Genomic DNA, 15231 nt, shown 5'->3' with positions numbered 1-15231 from the left:
GAGAGCTAAAATATGGGCCCACAAATAGTGGGTGATATGGTAATTATGGTGGAATGGATTTCTTAAACTTCCAGCTGGTTCGTAGTTTAGCCACTAGTTGAACAAAAAAATATTAATTTTAAAATCCATTTTTTTGGATTCTCATTTAATACAATAGCTATGTCTAACATCAAATTAATTATTGAAGAACGTGCAGCCGATATCGGCAATTTTATGGTTGGCAGGCTCTTACCGTTTAGGCAGAAGCGAATGGTAGGGCCCTTTGCCTTTATAGACCATATGGGTCCGGCTAAAATGGCCCAAGGGGAAAATTTAGATGTGGCTCCCCATCCCCATATTGGACTATCTACCCTCACCTATTTGTTTGAAGGGTCTATTCTCCATAAGGATAGCCTTGGTACAGAAGTGGAAATTACTCCGGGTGCCGTAAACTGGATGACGGCTGGGAAGGGTGTAGTACATTCCGAAAGAACGCCCGATTATCTAAGGGATGCCGAAAAAACCTTGCACGGATTACAAATATGGGTAGCATTACCAACGGAACTGGAGCAAATGGACCCTACGTTTGCCCATATTGAAGAAAATGACATCCCGCAATGGGAAGAACAGGGAGCGAAATTTAAATTGATTGCAGGAAAAAGTTTCGGAAAAACCTCTCCAGTACCCGTGCATAGCGACTTGTATTTTATAGAGATAAAGAGCGAGGGAGCGCAAGCAATCGATATTGGAAAAAGCCTATTTGGGGAAAGTGCCCTGTATATTTTGGAAGGCGGTATCAGTTCGGACGGACATCATTACGGGCCCAAACAAATATTGATTGCCAAGGATAGCACCCTCTGTACCTTTACTATGGACCCCAACACCACCGTGTACGTTTTTGGCGGGAATCCTTTTCCAGAAGAACGTTATATCCATTGGAATTTTGTGAATTCGGACAAAGCGGTCATCGAAAAGGCGAAAAAAGATTGGGAAGAACAAAACCTGGACGCCTTTCCCAAAGTCCCTGGAGACGAGGAGGAGTATGTTCCCCTGCCAAAACCTAGGATGTAGTAATGGGTATGGTATGTGGCGGTAGCTTCTAAAATTCATGCTGTGCTAACCGATTAAAAAATGAACATCAAGGAAGCAACTATTAAAGATATGGCCGATTCCCTTCTGATGGGAAACACCTGTTTTCTACATACTCTTACGGGCGATTTTGAACATTATCCAACAGAGATTGATTTAATGTATGGCGAGGATAATCCCTGGCAAGATATAATAGATAAGGTCGAGAATAATTGGCATGATTATATCCGTATCGACCCTATGAATTCCCACCGGGCTTTTACCGTGATGGCATCCTTTGCAGAACAGCTAGAAGAAGGAAGGTTCCGTGAAATATTAATCAATGCCCTCAATCGGCCAAAACCTTTTAGGCATTTCAACCATCTAATTCACCAATCGGATTATAGACAGGCGTGGTTCAACTTCCGACAAGAAAAAAATGAGGAGTGGGTAAAAGAGAAAATATCGGACAATTGGATTGAGTGAAACGGTAAAGAACTTGGCATCTAAAAAGCAGGAAGACCATCATTTAGATGGCCCAGTCCTAGAGTTATAAACTCCTATCCTTATCAGCCTGTTTCAGAAAACATAGAAAGCCATTTTTGGGCATTGTGTAGATATAGCCTATCCACTACCTCCTTGGGCAGTTTTAGTCCTCTAAATACTTCATGCACCAGATCACTGGTCATCTCTTCATCAGTTATAAAAAATCGCCAATCCCTTAACCAGGTGCTGTGCATCTCTTCCTTTATATCTTGCGCATTGTTCTTCCCAAAATCCATTAAGTCGTTCCCATAAAGGATTCGATCTTGGTAGGCAATAAAGAAATCGCGCACCTTTTCCCTGTTTTCAGCCGTTTGATAAAAAACCTGCCCCATTCTAGCTGCTAGGTCAATGGACATATTGGGGAACTTATCTAGGCGTTTTGCCAATTCGTCCACGCTCCACTCTATACTCCCCATATGAGCACCAATAAACACCAGATCAGGGTGTTTTTCCAACATCTTATCTCGGGCGACTACCTGTTCTTCATAGGAAGGCAGTTCTGGATGCTGGTACATATGATATTGAGGGTTTTCAGCAAAATAAGCCCGATCGTTATTAGTCGTCATTTCTTCTAGCGGAAGCCAACAGTTTTTTGGCTCTCCCAAATGACCAATTAAGGGAATTTATTTACTAGCTAGGTGATTAAAAATTGCATCTAGTTTTGGATCATCTACCCTAATTAGGTGGTTGTCTTTATCGCGAAAATCCATTCCAACATTCTTCCAGACCTTCACCCCAATGGCGCCATGATCAAAACTCTTGTCTAACCATACAAGGGTATTCTCTACAAAGTTTGGATGATCCCAATCTTCTAGAGAGAAAGAGGAAACCACTTCAAATTGTTCTGGATGTGCTCTCTTTTGGGCAAAGCAATAGTTGTATTGTTCTTTTATGAGTTCCTTCTCATTAGAAAGATCTACCATGATATTGAGCAAGCGAAAATTGTCCTTTTTCGCTTGTTCCACAAAACTCTTGCGGTTGGCAAAAACATGAATATGAGTATCTATTTTATCCACCCACTCAAAGTCGTCCATCGTATAATACCCCGTCTTTTCCATACTAAAAAAAATTGTTAACCGTATTCATACCCCGATTTACCGTAGTATTATCTAATTATTACTTTATTGCTAATTTTCCATTAATAGCTTATCACAAAAGTTAGTCGGGCTTTCATCTATCGGGTTCAGCACCATCAGCTAAGCTACCTACAACCTGTTTTGGGTTCCTGTTTTCTAGGTCTAGTATCCCGTGTTGCGTGGTTTTCTCTGGCAATTCCGATCCTAAAAGCTGTTCTCTAAAGAATAGGAGAAACATCAGGCCAACCCCCACGGCGATACCAGTTGGAATTAACCATATAGATTTCCACTGATAACCCAGAATTCCGTTGATATCCACATAAAAATGATCGGTAACCCCTCCAGATACATAGGAGCCAATAAACATACCCACCCCGTAGGTTGCAAAGGTGATAAGGCCTTGGGCAGCATTCCTAAAAGAGGACTTAGCCTTCTTATCAATATAAATCTGACCCGACACGAAAAAGAAATCATAGCACACGCCATGTAGGAGAATGCCCCCATACAACATCCAAATCCCCGGACCAATATCCCCATAAGCAAAGAAGAGATAGCGAATTACCCAGGCGAAAATTCCTATCAGCATCATTTTCTTAATTCCCAGCCTCCTAAACGCAAAGGGCATCAATAGCATGAATAGTAGTTAGGAAACCTGCCCCATTGTCATCTTAGCTGCGGCATTTTCCATCCCATATCGTTTAAGAAAGGATTGGTAAAGTTGTAGTAAAAGGCCAAAGGGATACAAACTAGAATTGAGCTCACAAAAAACACCACAAAGGACTTTTTCTTAAACAGAACCAGGGCATCCAATCCTAAAATAGAAGAAATACTTGCCTTTTTCCCCGTGGGAGGTGTACTGGGCAAAAAAAACTCAGGATACCCAAGACCACCGAGCAATAGGCCGCAATGCGAAACGTATAATAGGAAGTTTCCAATTCCATCAAACCAATTAACAGACCCGCAGCAATCCATCCCACCGTTCCCAATACCCTAATTTTTGGAAAATCCTTGTCTGGATCCTCCATTTGTGAAAAAGAAATCGAATTCACCAAAGACATGGTAGGCATATACAACAAAGTATAGAGCAAGATAAGCCACCAGAATTCTTGGAAATATGCCACCGTACTTATATAATACAAGGTAGCAGCCCCTAGTAAGTGCAAGGTTCCCAATACTTTTTGCGCAGAAAAAAATCGGTCAGCCACCAGGCCTACAAAGAATGGAGAAATAATTGCGGCAATAGAAAGGTTAGTATAGGCCGCTCCTACTTGGGTAGCAGTTACCTCTAAAGAAGATATTAAATAAGTCCCCATAGTAACATACCACGCACCCCAAATAAAATACTCCAAAAGCATTATGAGGGATAAACGTACTCTTACCGTATTCTTCATGCTAGTTCTTTGGTTATTTTTTAGTTGCTAAGCAGCGGAGCTATTTGTTCTGCAGAGTTAACACCGGGGGGCAATTCTATCACTTTTAAATTCCGGAAGTGGATTTCCGCCCCTTCCGATTCTAGGCATAAATACCCTTTCTTTTGGGTAGCTTTAGAAATCCCATTTACAAATTTCCCGTTAACCGCAAGTTTTATTACTCCATCTACACAGACCACATCATAGGTATTCCATTCTCCCTTTCCCTTGCATCTATTTTCAAGCGACTTACTTCGTTCCCCTCTGGGATTATCGGGTGTAGTCACTACTCCTCCTACTCCCCATACTTCTCCATGAACATAGGCAATAGGTTGCGGTACTCCGTCTTTGGCATGTATGTTCACCCAATCTAGCTCTAGCATCTGAATCTCTACCCCATCTGGTAAGGGGGAGGATCCTTTGGGGTCTGCACTACTCCACGCAAAGATTCCTGAGTTACCACCTGCTTCCATATGACGCCATTCTACGTGTAAAATAAAGTTTTCGTATTGTTTTTCCGAACGAACCACCCCTAAGGGATGCCCCAAATTCACCAATACCCCGTCATCCCGCACGGTCCAACCCTCTTTTACCGTATTTACATTGATCCATTTTATGGGCGATGCCTCATCCGCCTTCCCTGCGAGCATATTCTCCCAGGTATTTTCACTGCCAAATTCAAACTCGAATGCCTCATGCTGGCCATAGCCAAGGCAGGAAGTCAATACAAGGAACATTATGAATAGAGGCGTACTTCTTTTTCTAGTGGTGTAATTTTTCATGTTTTTATGGTTATTATATTTTTTTCAAAAGTCTAGTTGTTTATTTGCGTTTAGTGTGTGTAGAACAACATTACTAATCCTATAAACTACCTCAGGGAAAGCCCGCCTATGGTAGTCGGGTAGGCCCGCCTAAACTATTCGGGCAATCCTCGGAGCACTAAATATCGATTATCGAGTAAAAAAAGGTGATTCAGGAAAATCCCTCCTCACCTTTTTTACCTATTGTTCTTATACCATTTTGGTAACCCCAGGAATGGCTATGCCAGGCCCGTCATACTGTAAGTCCCAACTGTATTCCTCGTTCTCGGGACCTAGGGATACCGTCGAGTTCATTGCTTCCTCCCAGGTAATCGTCCTGCCAGAATAGGCCACGTCTCTCGCAAGGATTGCCATTAGCGTGCTATTGGCAGCCATTTCTCCGTCGTTTATCGCGTTTCCTTTACGAATCGACTGAAACAAGGCGTCGTGCTCGCTTTGGTACATATCATTCAATTCGCCTCTATACCTCCACGCATTGTCCCCCCAGATCTCATGTCTATTTCCTTGGTAAAAAGCATTGCCCTGGGTACCGGCAATTTCTACGGAATTTCTAGACGATCCACCACTTAATTGCCTGGTGGATACATTCCCTTTTAATCCGCCGCCATAATCGAATTCTACAGCAAAGTGATCATAGATATTTCCGTATTTCTTATCTGTTCGCCATTGTCTTCCCCCTACTCCAGTGGCACTCAATGGCATTCTTTCTCCCATGGCCCATGCGATCATATCCGTACTATGAACAAACATTTCCACAATAAAATCCCCACTCAACCAATTGTAATAGTACCAATTGCGCATTTTATACTCCATATCGTTCCACTCTGGTTGGCGTTCTTTATACCACAGTTCGCCGCCATACCTCGTGGAAGAGATGGATGTGATATCACCAATTTCTCCATTCAGCACTTTTCCAAAAAGGGCCTGTTTTGGCAAATCGTACCTAAAACACAGTCCAGATACGATAGAAAGCTGTTTCGCTTTAGCCATTTTTGCAGCTTTTAACACTTTGCGAATCCCAGGGGCATCTACAGCCACCGGCTTCTCATAAAACACGTGTTTCCCCGCCTCTATAGCGGCACTTAAATGCTTAGGTCTAAAGCCTGGAGGTTCGGCCAGCAGCACTACATCTACACCAGAATCAATTAATTTCTGATAGGCATCAAAACCAATGAACTGCCTGCTTTTGTTCACATCGACACGCTGTGCGTGCGATTTTTTCAACAGTGTTAAGGAGCTAGTCAATCGATCTTCAAAAACGTCTGCCATGGAATGTAAAACCGTATTGGGATCGGCATTCAATGCCTGTTGAGCTGCCCCGGTACCTCTACCGCCACAGCCCACCAAGCCAACCTTCAATACCTTATCCTGTGCAAGAAAAGGGTTTGCAAAACCAGCGTTTAGGGTCGCTGCACCAAAAAGTGTAGCGGCCCCCGCCTTTTTTATAAAAGTCCTTCTGTTTGACCCATCTGATAATTTTATATTTTTTTTCATCATACCCTCTACTGTACATACCCAGGATTCTGGGTGATTACATCATTGATATCCATTTCTGCTTGGGGAACTGGCCAGCAGTAATCCCTAGCTTCATTAAAACTCGCTACCGATCCGTAATCCAATATCTTCCATTCTCCGGTAGTTGCATCCTTATAGTGCATCCCTTGTAGGAGTCCGGCCTTTACCTCTCCAATCTTCCATCGGTTAATATCATAGATACGCAAGCCTTCAAAAGCCAATTCTTTAACGCGTTCATCCCGGACAATATCTCTTAGTTCGTCTTGGGTTTTGCCAGCGGTAATGACTGGCATATTCACTGTAGGCCTTTGTCTAATATCGTTGATAGCATCGTACACGGATTGATCTATATCATTTAGCTCAATTTTAGCCTCCGCATACATTAGTAATACATCGGCATAACGCATCAAAATCATATTGATATCCCCTAGGTTCGGATTTTCAGAAAAGGATTCAAAGTCTATCCACTTCTTTAAATTATACCCATTCAAGGTAGAGAATTCGGTACTACTTACCCTATCTGGAGTAGGACTATCTGGCCAGGAATTATAAGTGCTGTTCCCAATAGGCTGCCCGGTATAAAAAGCAATATAACCCCACCTAGGATCTTTGTTCTCAAAGGGATTATCGGGGTTCACTGGGCCAATGTACTCGTACTTTTCAAAAAGTCCGTTCATAGGCTCTACGCCAGAGCCACCTCCAATAGAACCTGCTGAGTATCCAAAGGCGTTATACGTACTCCCACCCACTGCGTATTGTCGGTCAAAAATAACTTCTTGGGAATTCTGGCCCTCCACATGAAATAATTCCTCATAATCTGGATAGAGCCCATAAATACCCAAATCTATCACCGCTTTTGCAGCATCTCGGGCACCCTCAAAATTATTGTTTCGGATCGCCACGCGCGCTTTTAAAGTCAAAGCGGCCCCATGGGTAGCTCTTCCGATATTATCGGCCGAATAACTCAAGGGCAAGACATTTGCGTTGATGATATCATCTAACTCATCGTAAATAAAGCTTACAATCTCTTCCCTAGAATTAGTAGGTCGTTGATCGTTGATATCAATAACCTCTGTAATCAAGGGAACATTACACCACAAGCTAGAAAGCTGTGTGTAGTAATATGCACGGAGGAATCTGGCTTCGGCTTTTATGCGTGCTAATTTATCTAGATCCCCTTCTTCTACTTTATCAATATTGGCAATTACATCGTTTGCCTTTCTTACCCCTCTGTAATATCGGTTCCAAATACTCGTAATGGTTCCATTAGAGGGATCAATTTCCCCAAAACGAACGTCATTAAAGGTAGGCACGTTAGAATACTTGTGGTAGCCAATATCTGTAATTCCATCCAAGGCCATTACCATTTGCGTCCCATCCAATTCCGCATAAACGGCGTTTACTGCCAATTCTGCATCTCGCACGGAAGTCCAGTAGGCAGTTTCCGAAACGGCACCGGTTGGCTCTATATCTAGACCTTCATCAAACCCCTCACTACAACCCGTAAACACGGCCATCACAGCGAAGAATAGTAAACTTAAAATATAATTTTGTCTTTTCATGATTTTATCTTTTTAAAATATGACGTTTAAACCTACACTAATAGTCTTTGTTTGTGGAAAAAACTGACTTCTACCTCTTGGGGTTTCGGGATCAAAGAGTTTTTGAGGTGAAAAAGTAACCAAGTTTTCTCCTGATACATAGACACGTAAATTGTTAAACATTTCCTGATCTACCGTATAGCCCAATTGGAAGTTCTTTAATCGCGCATATTTGGTATCTACCAACCAGAAGTTTGACTTCACAATATTCCAGTTTCCACCAGCGATCACCATGGGCCACGTTCCATTAGGGTTTTTAACAGGGTCGAACGCATTGTCTGCCATCTCCTTAGGAATAAAGTTCTGATACGCAGGCCCTTCAACCAAAGCACCGTCTAAGGTGTGGTGTTTTTTTAACACGCCCTGCCAAAACATAGAAAAGTCAAAGCCCTTGTAGGAAGCGTTAAACCGTACCCCAAACTCGTATCTAGGATCTTCATTGCCAATAATAATCTGATCTCCTCCTGGAGCAAGAGATTGTGAGATTACGCCATCCCCATTGACATCTTTGTAAATGATACTCCCTATTCCCGCATTGGGACTCAATTTCACTGGATACTTATCCAAATCTGCTTGGGTACGATACAATCCGGGCGAATCTAAACCTCTCAGGGAGTTTATGGAATACCCCTCTTGCCACACTGTAAAGCCATCGTTAAAATAGGGCCCAGCTCCTTTTAGGTCTTCAATCTTATTAATGACATCAGAGAAATTGATGCCCACCGTATAATTAAAGCCTTTATCTTCCTTAAAAGGACTGTAATATGTAAGCCCAAGTTCGTACCCATTATTAGAAACGGCCGCAGCATTTTGTACCGGGGGCTCTACCCCAACAGTACTGGATATTGGTAATTGTAACAGAATATCATCCGTATATTTCCAAAAATACTCCCCTACAAAGGATAATCTATCATTTAGGAAATTGGCATCGAGACCAATATTAGTGATGGTCGTGGTTTCCCATGTAATATCGGGGTTTCCTGCTTGGGTAATGGCGGATCCAGAAACCACGTTGCCCCCAAATTGGTAGCCTCGGTTAAGGTTATAGGTACTTCTAAATTTATGGAGTCCGATATTCTGATTTCCCAGTTGACCCCAAGAAGCCCTTAATTTAAGGTCACTCAACGCCGAGCGATCCATAAAGCTTTCCATAAAAGATTCATTAGAAATACTCCAACCTGCCGATACAGAAGGAAAATACCCATACCGATTCCCATCTCCAAATCTAGAAGATCCATCTATCCGCAAATTCGCTTGCAGTAAATAGCGATCATCAAAAGAGTAGTTCACCCTTCCAAAAAAGGAACGCAGTCGCCATTCTTCCCTATACCCGCTCATGCTTTGGTTATCTACACTCCCCGCACTTAAATCCCTAAGATCGTTATTAAAGAATCCTTCTCTTTTGGCCGCCACGTTCTTTAATTTGTTGTGAATCTCTTCGTACCCAACTAGCGCGCCAAGATCATGGTTGCCGAAGTTGTTCTTATAATCTAAGAAGAGTCGCTGACTCAATTCCTTTTCTGAAATGTTTGCTTCGGTTAGGCTATTTGTGGCAAACCACCCTGATACCGTTACGGGTTCTCCGGTTAAATAGTTCCTCATTCCTGCGAGACTATTCATAAAGGTAGAAGTCTCTTGGTGATTGTTTTTAAAGGTCACATTTCCTTGAAGGGTAAGGGCATCGGAAATCTTATAATCAAATCCCCCCTGAGCTACCACATCGTTCTTCGTCCTGACGGTTTCTCCTTCGTTGGCCATTGCCGCGGCATTCCACTGACCAGAAATAAGGTCATAGGTCCCATCGGGGTACTCCATCACTACATTTCTATTCATATGAAGGAGTGCCTGCACAATTTGTTGCCCGGCTATTCCAGAGGAATTTATAGCGTGTCCGGGTCCCGTAAAGTACCCGTTCCTATACATCAACCCCACCTTAAAGGTAAGTTTATCATTGGCGTATAAATCGGCATTTATCAGGGCACTTGTTCGCTTATTATTGAAGTTTTTGATGATACCATCTGTGTCGTTATAATTTATGGAGGTAAATATTTTTCCTATATCCCCACCGCTAGAGATGGAAAAGTTATGTTGATGCATAAGGGCATCATCATTAAATATTCCCTTTTCCCAATTGGCCCATGGAAATTCTAGGGGGTTAGTACCTGCCACTACATTAGAAATATACTCTTCCGAATAGGTAGGAGCCCCCCCAGCATTCACCTGGGCATCATTTTCTAACCGCATCCACGCTTCGTCACTCGGTTTTTCGGGAAAGAGACTAGGATTTTGCACCCCCACCAAGGTATTATAGGAAAGGATAGTTCCCGTACTTGCACCCCGTTTGGTAGTTACTAAGATTACTCCGTTTGCTGCTCTCGACCCATAAATAGCTGCTGATGCCGCATCTTTAAGGACAGAAATAGATTCTATATTCTGTGGTTCTACTGTACCTAGGGACTGCTCTATCCCATCTACCAAAACTAAGGGATTGGCATTGTTTAGGGTACCCACCCCTCTAATCCGTATTTTAACATCCTCTACGCCTGGTGCACCTCCGGAGTTAAACACTGTAAGACCGGGCACCTCACCCTGCAATGCGTTGGCAGTATTCGTTACCGGTCTTTGGGTGAGCTGATCGGTTGGAACGGTACTAATAGCGCCCGTAATATTTTTCCTAGATTGGGTTCCATATCCCACTATCACTACCTCGTCTAATCCAGAAGCACTCTCTTCTAATTGCACAATAATGGTAGATTGCCCATTAATGGCTATTTCCGTGGTAGCAAAACCAATATAAGAAACCACCAAAATGGCGTCCTCACTAGCCACTGAAATAGAAAAATTTCCATCAAAATCGGCCGTAACTCCATTAGTAGTCCCTTTCTCTACTATATTAGCGCCTGGCAAGGGCAAATTATTCCCATCGGAAACTGTTCCAGTTACTGAAAACTGCAGGGTTCTTGTTGCAGTAGTTTGGATTTCTGAGGGAGGCACAGCTAAAGGGTTGTGTGCCGATTTATTTAAGATTATTTGTTGGTTTAATACTTCATAATCCACATCGATATGGTTAAATATCTGAGATAGAATAGCATGTATATTCTCCTTCTCTACCCTTATGGAGACTTTTCTAGTTAGGTCTACCTGCATCCTATTTACTAAAAATTTAAAGTCCGATAGGGCTTCTATCTGATTAATAACAGTTTCAACAGTAGCGTTCCTAAGGTCTAAGGAAATCTCTTTGTTCTGTGAATACGTATTTGCCTGAAGCTGAAATAGGGTAATAGTGGTTAGCAATAGCATGAGTGGTGTTTTCATGCATCGCTTATAAGGGAAGCAAAATGCATCCCTTAACTTAAAAAGCTTTCTCATAATTTAGAAGTGTTAATTGGTTCTTATTAGGTTTAATTAGTATAGGTTAAACAGGAGGTAGAATGCGCATCCCATCGCTCCCTTTCCATAAAAAGCTTGCTATTAAAGTTTTAAGAGTTTATTTCATATAAATTTAATTTAGGTTAAACAATTATTGAATAAATATTTCATTATTTTCTATCTGATATTCAAACGCATAGCCTTTACTAAACGACCTAAGCACCTCCTCGATGGTTTCTATATCGAAGGAGGCGTCAAACAATTGTTCGTCCAGTAGTAGATTATTATTGGTGATAGATACATTATAGTGTCGTTCCAACGCAGGACGAATCTCTTTAAAGGAGGTATTCCTAAAAACCAATCTCCCTAGGGTCCAAGCGGTATAGAGGCTGGTATCCACCTTTTCAACGGATATTTCATTTTCTGTTTTAAGCCACTCCCCTTTCATACCGGCAGTCAATTTTGTAGGGGCTAAAGCAACTTCGGAACCCTTCTTAATTTGGAGGGAAACGGCCCCTTCCACCAATACTGTATTTATACGATCATCCTCCGGGTAATGGGAAACGTTAAATGTTGTTCCCAATACTGTTATCTCCATTCCCTTAGTGGTCACTATAAAGGGATGTCTCGCATCCGAAGCAACCTCAAAGAAGGCCTCTCCGCTTAAAAAGACGGTCCGTTTCTCCCCTGGTAAAAAGGCCACAGGGTACCTAAGAGAAGTACCCGAATTTAAGGTAACTTCAGTCCCATCCGAGAGCACCAGGCTAAACTGTTTTCCATAAGGGACAGACAGGGTATTGTAAACCAACTCCTTATTATCAGGGGTTCGTGTGTAAACTAATTTTGAATTCTTTTGGGTGCCTATCGTATTTCCCTCAGAATCCCTAACAGTTTTAGTATCTAAAACCCCTAGAGTTTCAATTTGACCGTTGTCTAAGGTTATGGTGATTTCGCCTGACTTAGGTTGGGGGGGCGACTTCAAAATCAACCCGCTTTGTAGGGCCCAACCAAAACTTAGGATTAATAGTATGGCAGCGGTAAAAACCGCAATAGACAACCTCGATTTTCTCTTTTTATCTCGTTGTATTCTCTGTAAGAGTACCTTTTTAATCCTTCTCTTATTGGGTTTCCCAACTGAAGTGGTAATATCTAGGTGTAATTGCACATAGGTATCAAATACCTCCTTATTGCCTTCTTTAAGAATCCAGTCAGACAACCTATCTAACTCCTCTGCCGTAGCCACATTTGCCAAATACCTAAAAATCAGGTGTTCCATTTCTGAACGATCCATATAGTATCTTTTATAATACAGACAAGGCCGTTTTGGAATACCCTAACTTTTTATCGAATTATTTTTTATATTGAGACAGAATAACACCAACTAATATTAATAAACCAGTACCTCTTCATGAAAAACCACGAAGACAAACTCCTTGTTTCCCGACTTAAAAATGGTGAAGAAGCAGCCTATATCGCCTTAGTAAATCGTTATAGTCAACAGTTATTTGTCTACGCCCTTGGTCTATCCAAAGACCATGCGCAAGCCCAAGACATTATCCAAAATGTGTTTTTAAAAGCTTGGGAACAACGAAAGAATATGGAGATACACACTTCCTTAAAAAACTTTTTGTACCGATTCGTTTACAATGAATTCATCAACCAGTACAAAAGAAAAAGGTCCATCAAAATTTTAGAGGAAACGTATTTCAGGAGTTTGGAGAAAGCGGTACTCGCTCAGAACGAGCCTTCGCATCAAGAAATCATCCAGAAAATCTCCAATGAAATAGCCTCTTTGCCCCCGAAATGTCAACAAGTATTTACCCTAAGCATGCGGGAGGGACTCACCAATCGAGAAATTGCGGAATACCTCAACATATCTATAAAAACAGTAGAAGCACAAATTACAAAAGCCTATAAAATTCTTAGAGAAAAAGTAGGTAAAGAGCAACAATTGGTCTTTACCCTTATTTTTGGTGAAAAACTGCCTAATTCTGTAGGTAAGCCCTCAAAAGGTGTATCGCAGTTCTATTAAAACGAGGTATTCTCTCCTTCAATTGCCACTGCCCTAATGTCCCAGACTATCAATTACCACCACCTTCAGGTTATGGTTAAATAGGGGTCGTATAAGTGAATGGCTTTCGCCCCCCCTTTCCATCAACCTTCAAAAAATCAATTACAATTTTCCTTTTCCCCCTCCCTAACTACACTCCACACAAGGGCTTTTGAAATATATTTCACATTCTCTCTTTCAAGCCCTATTTTTGCAAGTAACCAATTAAATTTACTTTTAAAATGGGCGAAAGCTTAAAAAACCTTGTGGCCGAATTTCTTTTAGACTTAGGAATGAGTGAAAATGCCGCTTCGTATACTAATCTCTTTCTACTTTTGGCCATACTCCTCGTAGTAGTAGCTACCCTAGATATCGTCATCTGGAAAATTATTAGGAATTTTTCGGTAAGGCTAGCAAGACGATCAACCACCAATTTCGATAATTATCTGGTTGCGCATAAGGTACCTCGTTACCTGGCTCGCGTTATTCCGTTAATTTTATTGCTGAATTTTGTACCCCTAATTTTTTCGGAGTTCCCATTTTGGGAAGGCATTTTGGAAAAAATACTTGAGGTTTGCGTGGTGGTACTCACCCTATTAATCGTAAAAAGCTTCCTAAGAAGCCTTAGTGACCACTTAAAGTCGACCTCAAGATTTAAGGACAAGCCCATAGACAGTTATATCCAGGTCTTTATGATTATTGTATGGATTATAGGCCTGCTCACCATATTTGCAGTCTTTACGGACGCTTCCACGGTCTGGAAATTCTTCACCGCCTTGGGGGCTGCTTCTGCCGTTATCCTTTTAATTTTTAAGGATTCTATTATGGGCTTTGTGGCCAGTATCCAGGTCAGCATTAACGATATGGTCCGTATTGGGGATTGGATTACCTTTCAAAAGTACGGTGCCGATGGGGATGTAATAGAAATTACCCTGGCTACGGTAAAGGTGCAGAATTTTGATAAGACCATTACCACCATTCCTACCTATGCGCTGATATCGGATTCCTTCAAAAACTGGCGGGGAATGCAAACCTCAGGAGGCCGACGTATAAAAAGGTCCCTATCCATTTGTCAAAAAAGTATCCGCTTTCTTACGGATAAGGATGTGGAGGAATTGAGAAACATACAGCTATTAGCCCCTTATTTAGAGAGTAGGGAAAAGGAAATTGTGGAATTCAACCAAAAACATAAGATTAACCGAGAGGTTCCTATCAACGGTAGAAACATGACCAACTTTGGGGTATTTAGAAAGTATACCATGGAGTATTTACAGAACCATCCCGGTATTAATCAACAAATGACCCTCATGGTCCGCCAATTGAGTCCCACACCCCAAGGTATTCCCTTGGAAATCTACGCCTTTAGCGCCGACAAAAGGTGGGCAAATTACGAAAACGTGATGTCCGACATCTTCGACCATCTCTTGGCCGCCATTCCCTATTTTGACCTCAAAATCTTTGAATACCCCACCACCTATAGTGGCGTCCCTCATGCGGAGCAAGTGGAGATGGAATAGTTTTGAGTAGTTAGTATTGAGTACTGAGATGGGTCCAGTAATCAGTAAACGGTAGTCAGTAATCGGTTATTAGTGGTTTTCTGAATAAAGTTAGCAGTTGCTGTAGGCAGTTTTTTCAATTAACAGTAAACAATTAGCAATAAACAATTGTGTACGTCCTTAATATAGGTTGACCACTACCAGGGGAAAAAATCGAAAGCTCCTCCCTAATGCTTCGGCTACGCTCAGCACGAGTAAAAGGGAGGTGGTTTGCCTGAAAGTGCAAAGCGGAGGGATTTTT

Annotated in this window: 12 protein-coding genes and 1 pseudogene; 4 read left to right on the top strand and 9 right to left on the bottom strand. The window is 41.9% G+C overall.

Features of this window, described 5'->3' with window-relative positions; all coding sequences use genetic code 11:
- The first annotated feature begins 159 nt into the window (after positions 1 to 159).
- Together BV214_RS11215 and BV214_RS11210 are read left to right on the top strand one after the other, a co-directional pair.
- Positions 160 to 1050: a pirin family protein gene (locus BV214_RS11215; protein ID WP_086477599.1), complete on the top strand. Its 891-nt coding sequence runs from the start codon at positions 160 to 162 to the stop codon at positions 1048 to 1050.
- 60 nt (positions 1051 to 1110) lie between these two features.
- Positions 1111 to 1533 (top strand): UPF0158 family protein, encoded by a 423-nt coding sequence (locus tag BV214_RS11210; RefSeq protein WP_086477598.1) that lies wholly within the window; start codon positions 1111 to 1113, stop codon positions 1531 to 1533.
- Positions 1534 to 1616: 83 nt separating this feature from the next.
- On the opposite strand, the gene BV214_RS16920 is transcribed toward BV214_RS11210, so the two are convergent.
- From BV214_RS16920 to BV214_RS11175, 9 genes and pseudogenes are all read right to left on the bottom strand, one after another.
- Entirely contained in the window at positions 1617 to 2159 is a 543-nt protein-coding gene (locus tag BV214_RS16920; RefSeq protein WP_217868719.1) for an amidohydrolase family protein, read from the bottom strand.
- Positions 2160 to 2216: 57 nt separating this feature from the next.
- On the bottom strand, positions 2217 to 2651 hold the full coding sequence (locus tag BV214_RS16915) for a hypothetical protein (RefSeq protein ID WP_217868717.1): 435 nt from the start codon (positions 2649 to 2651) through the stop codon (positions 2217 to 2219).
- A gap of 112 nt (positions 2652 to 2763) precedes the next feature.
- Positions 2764 to 3303, bottom strand: coding sequence for an MFS transporter (locus BV214_RS17140; protein ID WP_317045181.1), 540 nt, complete (start codon positions 3301 to 3303; stop codon positions 2764 to 2766).
- 29 nt (positions 3304 to 3332) lie between these two features.
- Positions 3333 to 4024, bottom strand: a pseudogene (locus BV214_RS17135) (MFS transporter).
- A gap of 56 nt (positions 4025 to 4080) precedes the next feature.
- Positions 4081 to 4860 (bottom strand): 3-keto-disaccharide hydrolase, encoded by a 780-nt coding sequence (locus BV214_RS11195; protein ID WP_245806782.1) that lies wholly within the window; start codon positions 4858 to 4860, stop codon positions 4081 to 4083.
- A gap of 228 nt (positions 4861 to 5088) precedes the next feature.
- Positions 5089 to 6396, bottom strand: coding sequence for a Gfo/Idh/MocA family protein (locus BV214_RS11190; protein ID WP_245806781.1), 1308 nt, complete (start codon positions 6394 to 6396; stop codon positions 5089 to 5091).
- 5 nt (positions 6397 to 6401) lie between these two features.
- Positions 6402 to 7976 carry a RagB/SusD family nutrient uptake outer membrane protein gene (locus BV214_RS11185; protein ID WP_217868715.1) on the bottom strand — a complete coding sequence of 525 codons (1575 nt, stop codon included), beginning with the start codon at positions 7974 to 7976 and terminating at the stop codon, positions 6402 to 6404.
- 12 nt (positions 7977 to 7988) lie between these two features.
- Positions 7989 to 11330 carry a SusC/RagA family TonB-linked outer membrane protein gene (locus BV214_RS11180; protein ID WP_217868713.1) on the bottom strand — a complete coding sequence of 1114 codons (3342 nt, stop codon included), beginning with the start codon at positions 11328 to 11330 and terminating at the stop codon, positions 7989 to 7991.
- 205 nt (positions 11331 to 11535) lie between these two features.
- The gene (locus tag BV214_RS11175) at positions 11536 to 12675 is read right to left on the bottom strand and encodes a FecR family protein (RefSeq protein ID WP_086477596.1); all 1140 of its coding nucleotides are present in this window, start codon (positions 12673 to 12675) and stop codon (positions 11536 to 11538) included.
- A 117-nt stretch (positions 12676 to 12792) separates the two neighbouring features.
- On the opposite strand from BV214_RS11175, the gene BV214_RS11170 reads away from it, so the two are divergent.
- On the top strand, positions 12793 to 13416 hold the full coding sequence (locus BV214_RS11170; protein WP_086477595.1) for an RNA polymerase sigma factor: 624 nt from the start codon (positions 12793 to 12795) through the stop codon (positions 13414 to 13416).
- A 260-nt stretch (positions 13417 to 13676) separates the two neighbouring features.
- Positions 13677 to 14951, top strand: coding sequence for a mechanosensitive ion channel family protein (locus BV214_RS11165; protein WP_086477594.1), 1275 nt, complete (start codon positions 13677 to 13679; stop codon positions 14949 to 14951).
- Positions 14952 to 15231: the final 280 nt, after the last annotated feature.

The organism is Arenibacter amylolyticus (assembly GCF_002150785.1).
GTDB lineage: Bacteria > Bacteroidota > Bacteroidia > Flavobacteriales > Flavobacteriaceae > Arenibacter > Arenibacter amylolyticus.
This window is presented reverse-complemented; position numbering and strand designations above follow the sequence as displayed.

Bases quoted from the DNA above. Each gene is read 5' to 3' on its own strand.
- BV214_RS11185 (WP_217868715.1), bottom strand. From the start codon at position 7,976: ATGAAAAGACAAAATTATATTTTAAGTTTACTATTCTTCGCTGTGATG.
- BV214_RS17140 (WP_317045181.1), bottom strand. From the start codon at position 3,303: ATGCTATTGATGCCCTTTGCGTTTAGGAGGCTGGGAATTAAGAAAATG.
- BV214_RS16915 (WP_217868717.1), bottom strand. From the start codon at position 2,651: ATGGAAAAGACGGGGTATTATACGATGGACGACTTTGAGTGGGTGGAT.
- BV214_RS11210 (WP_086477598.1), top strand. From the start codon at position 1,111: ATGAACATCAAGGAAGCAACTATTAAAGATATGGCCGATTCCCTTCTG.
- BV214_RS11170 (WP_086477595.1), top strand. From the start codon at position 12,793: ATGAAAAACCACGAAGACAAACTCCTTGTTTCCCGACTTAAAAATGGT.
- BV214_RS16920 (WP_217868719.1), bottom strand. From the start codon at position 2,159: ATGACGACTAATAACGATCGGGCTTATTTTGCTGAAAACCCTCAATAT.
- BV214_RS11190 (WP_245806781.1), bottom strand. From the start codon at position 6,396: ATGATGAAAAAAAATATAAAATTATCAGATGGGTCAAACAGAAGGACT.
- BV214_RS11175 (WP_086477596.1), bottom strand. From the start codon at position 12,675: ATGGATCGTTCAGAAATGGAACACCTGATTTTTAGGTATTTGGCAAAT.
- BV214_RS11180 (WP_217868713.1), bottom strand. From the start codon at position 11,330: ATGAAAACACCACTCATGCTATTGCTAACCACTATTACCCTATTTCAG.
- BV214_RS11165 (WP_086477594.1), top strand. From the start codon at position 13,677: ATGGGCGAAAGCTTAAAAAACCTTGTGGCCGAATTTCTTTTAGACTTA.
- BV214_RS11215 (WP_086477599.1), top strand. From the start codon at position 160: ATGTCTAACATCAAATTAATTATTGAAGAACGTGCAGCCGATATCGGC.
- BV214_RS11195 (WP_245806782.1), bottom strand. From the start codon at position 4,860: ATGAAAAATTACACCACTAGAAAAAGAAGTACGCCTCTATTCATAATG.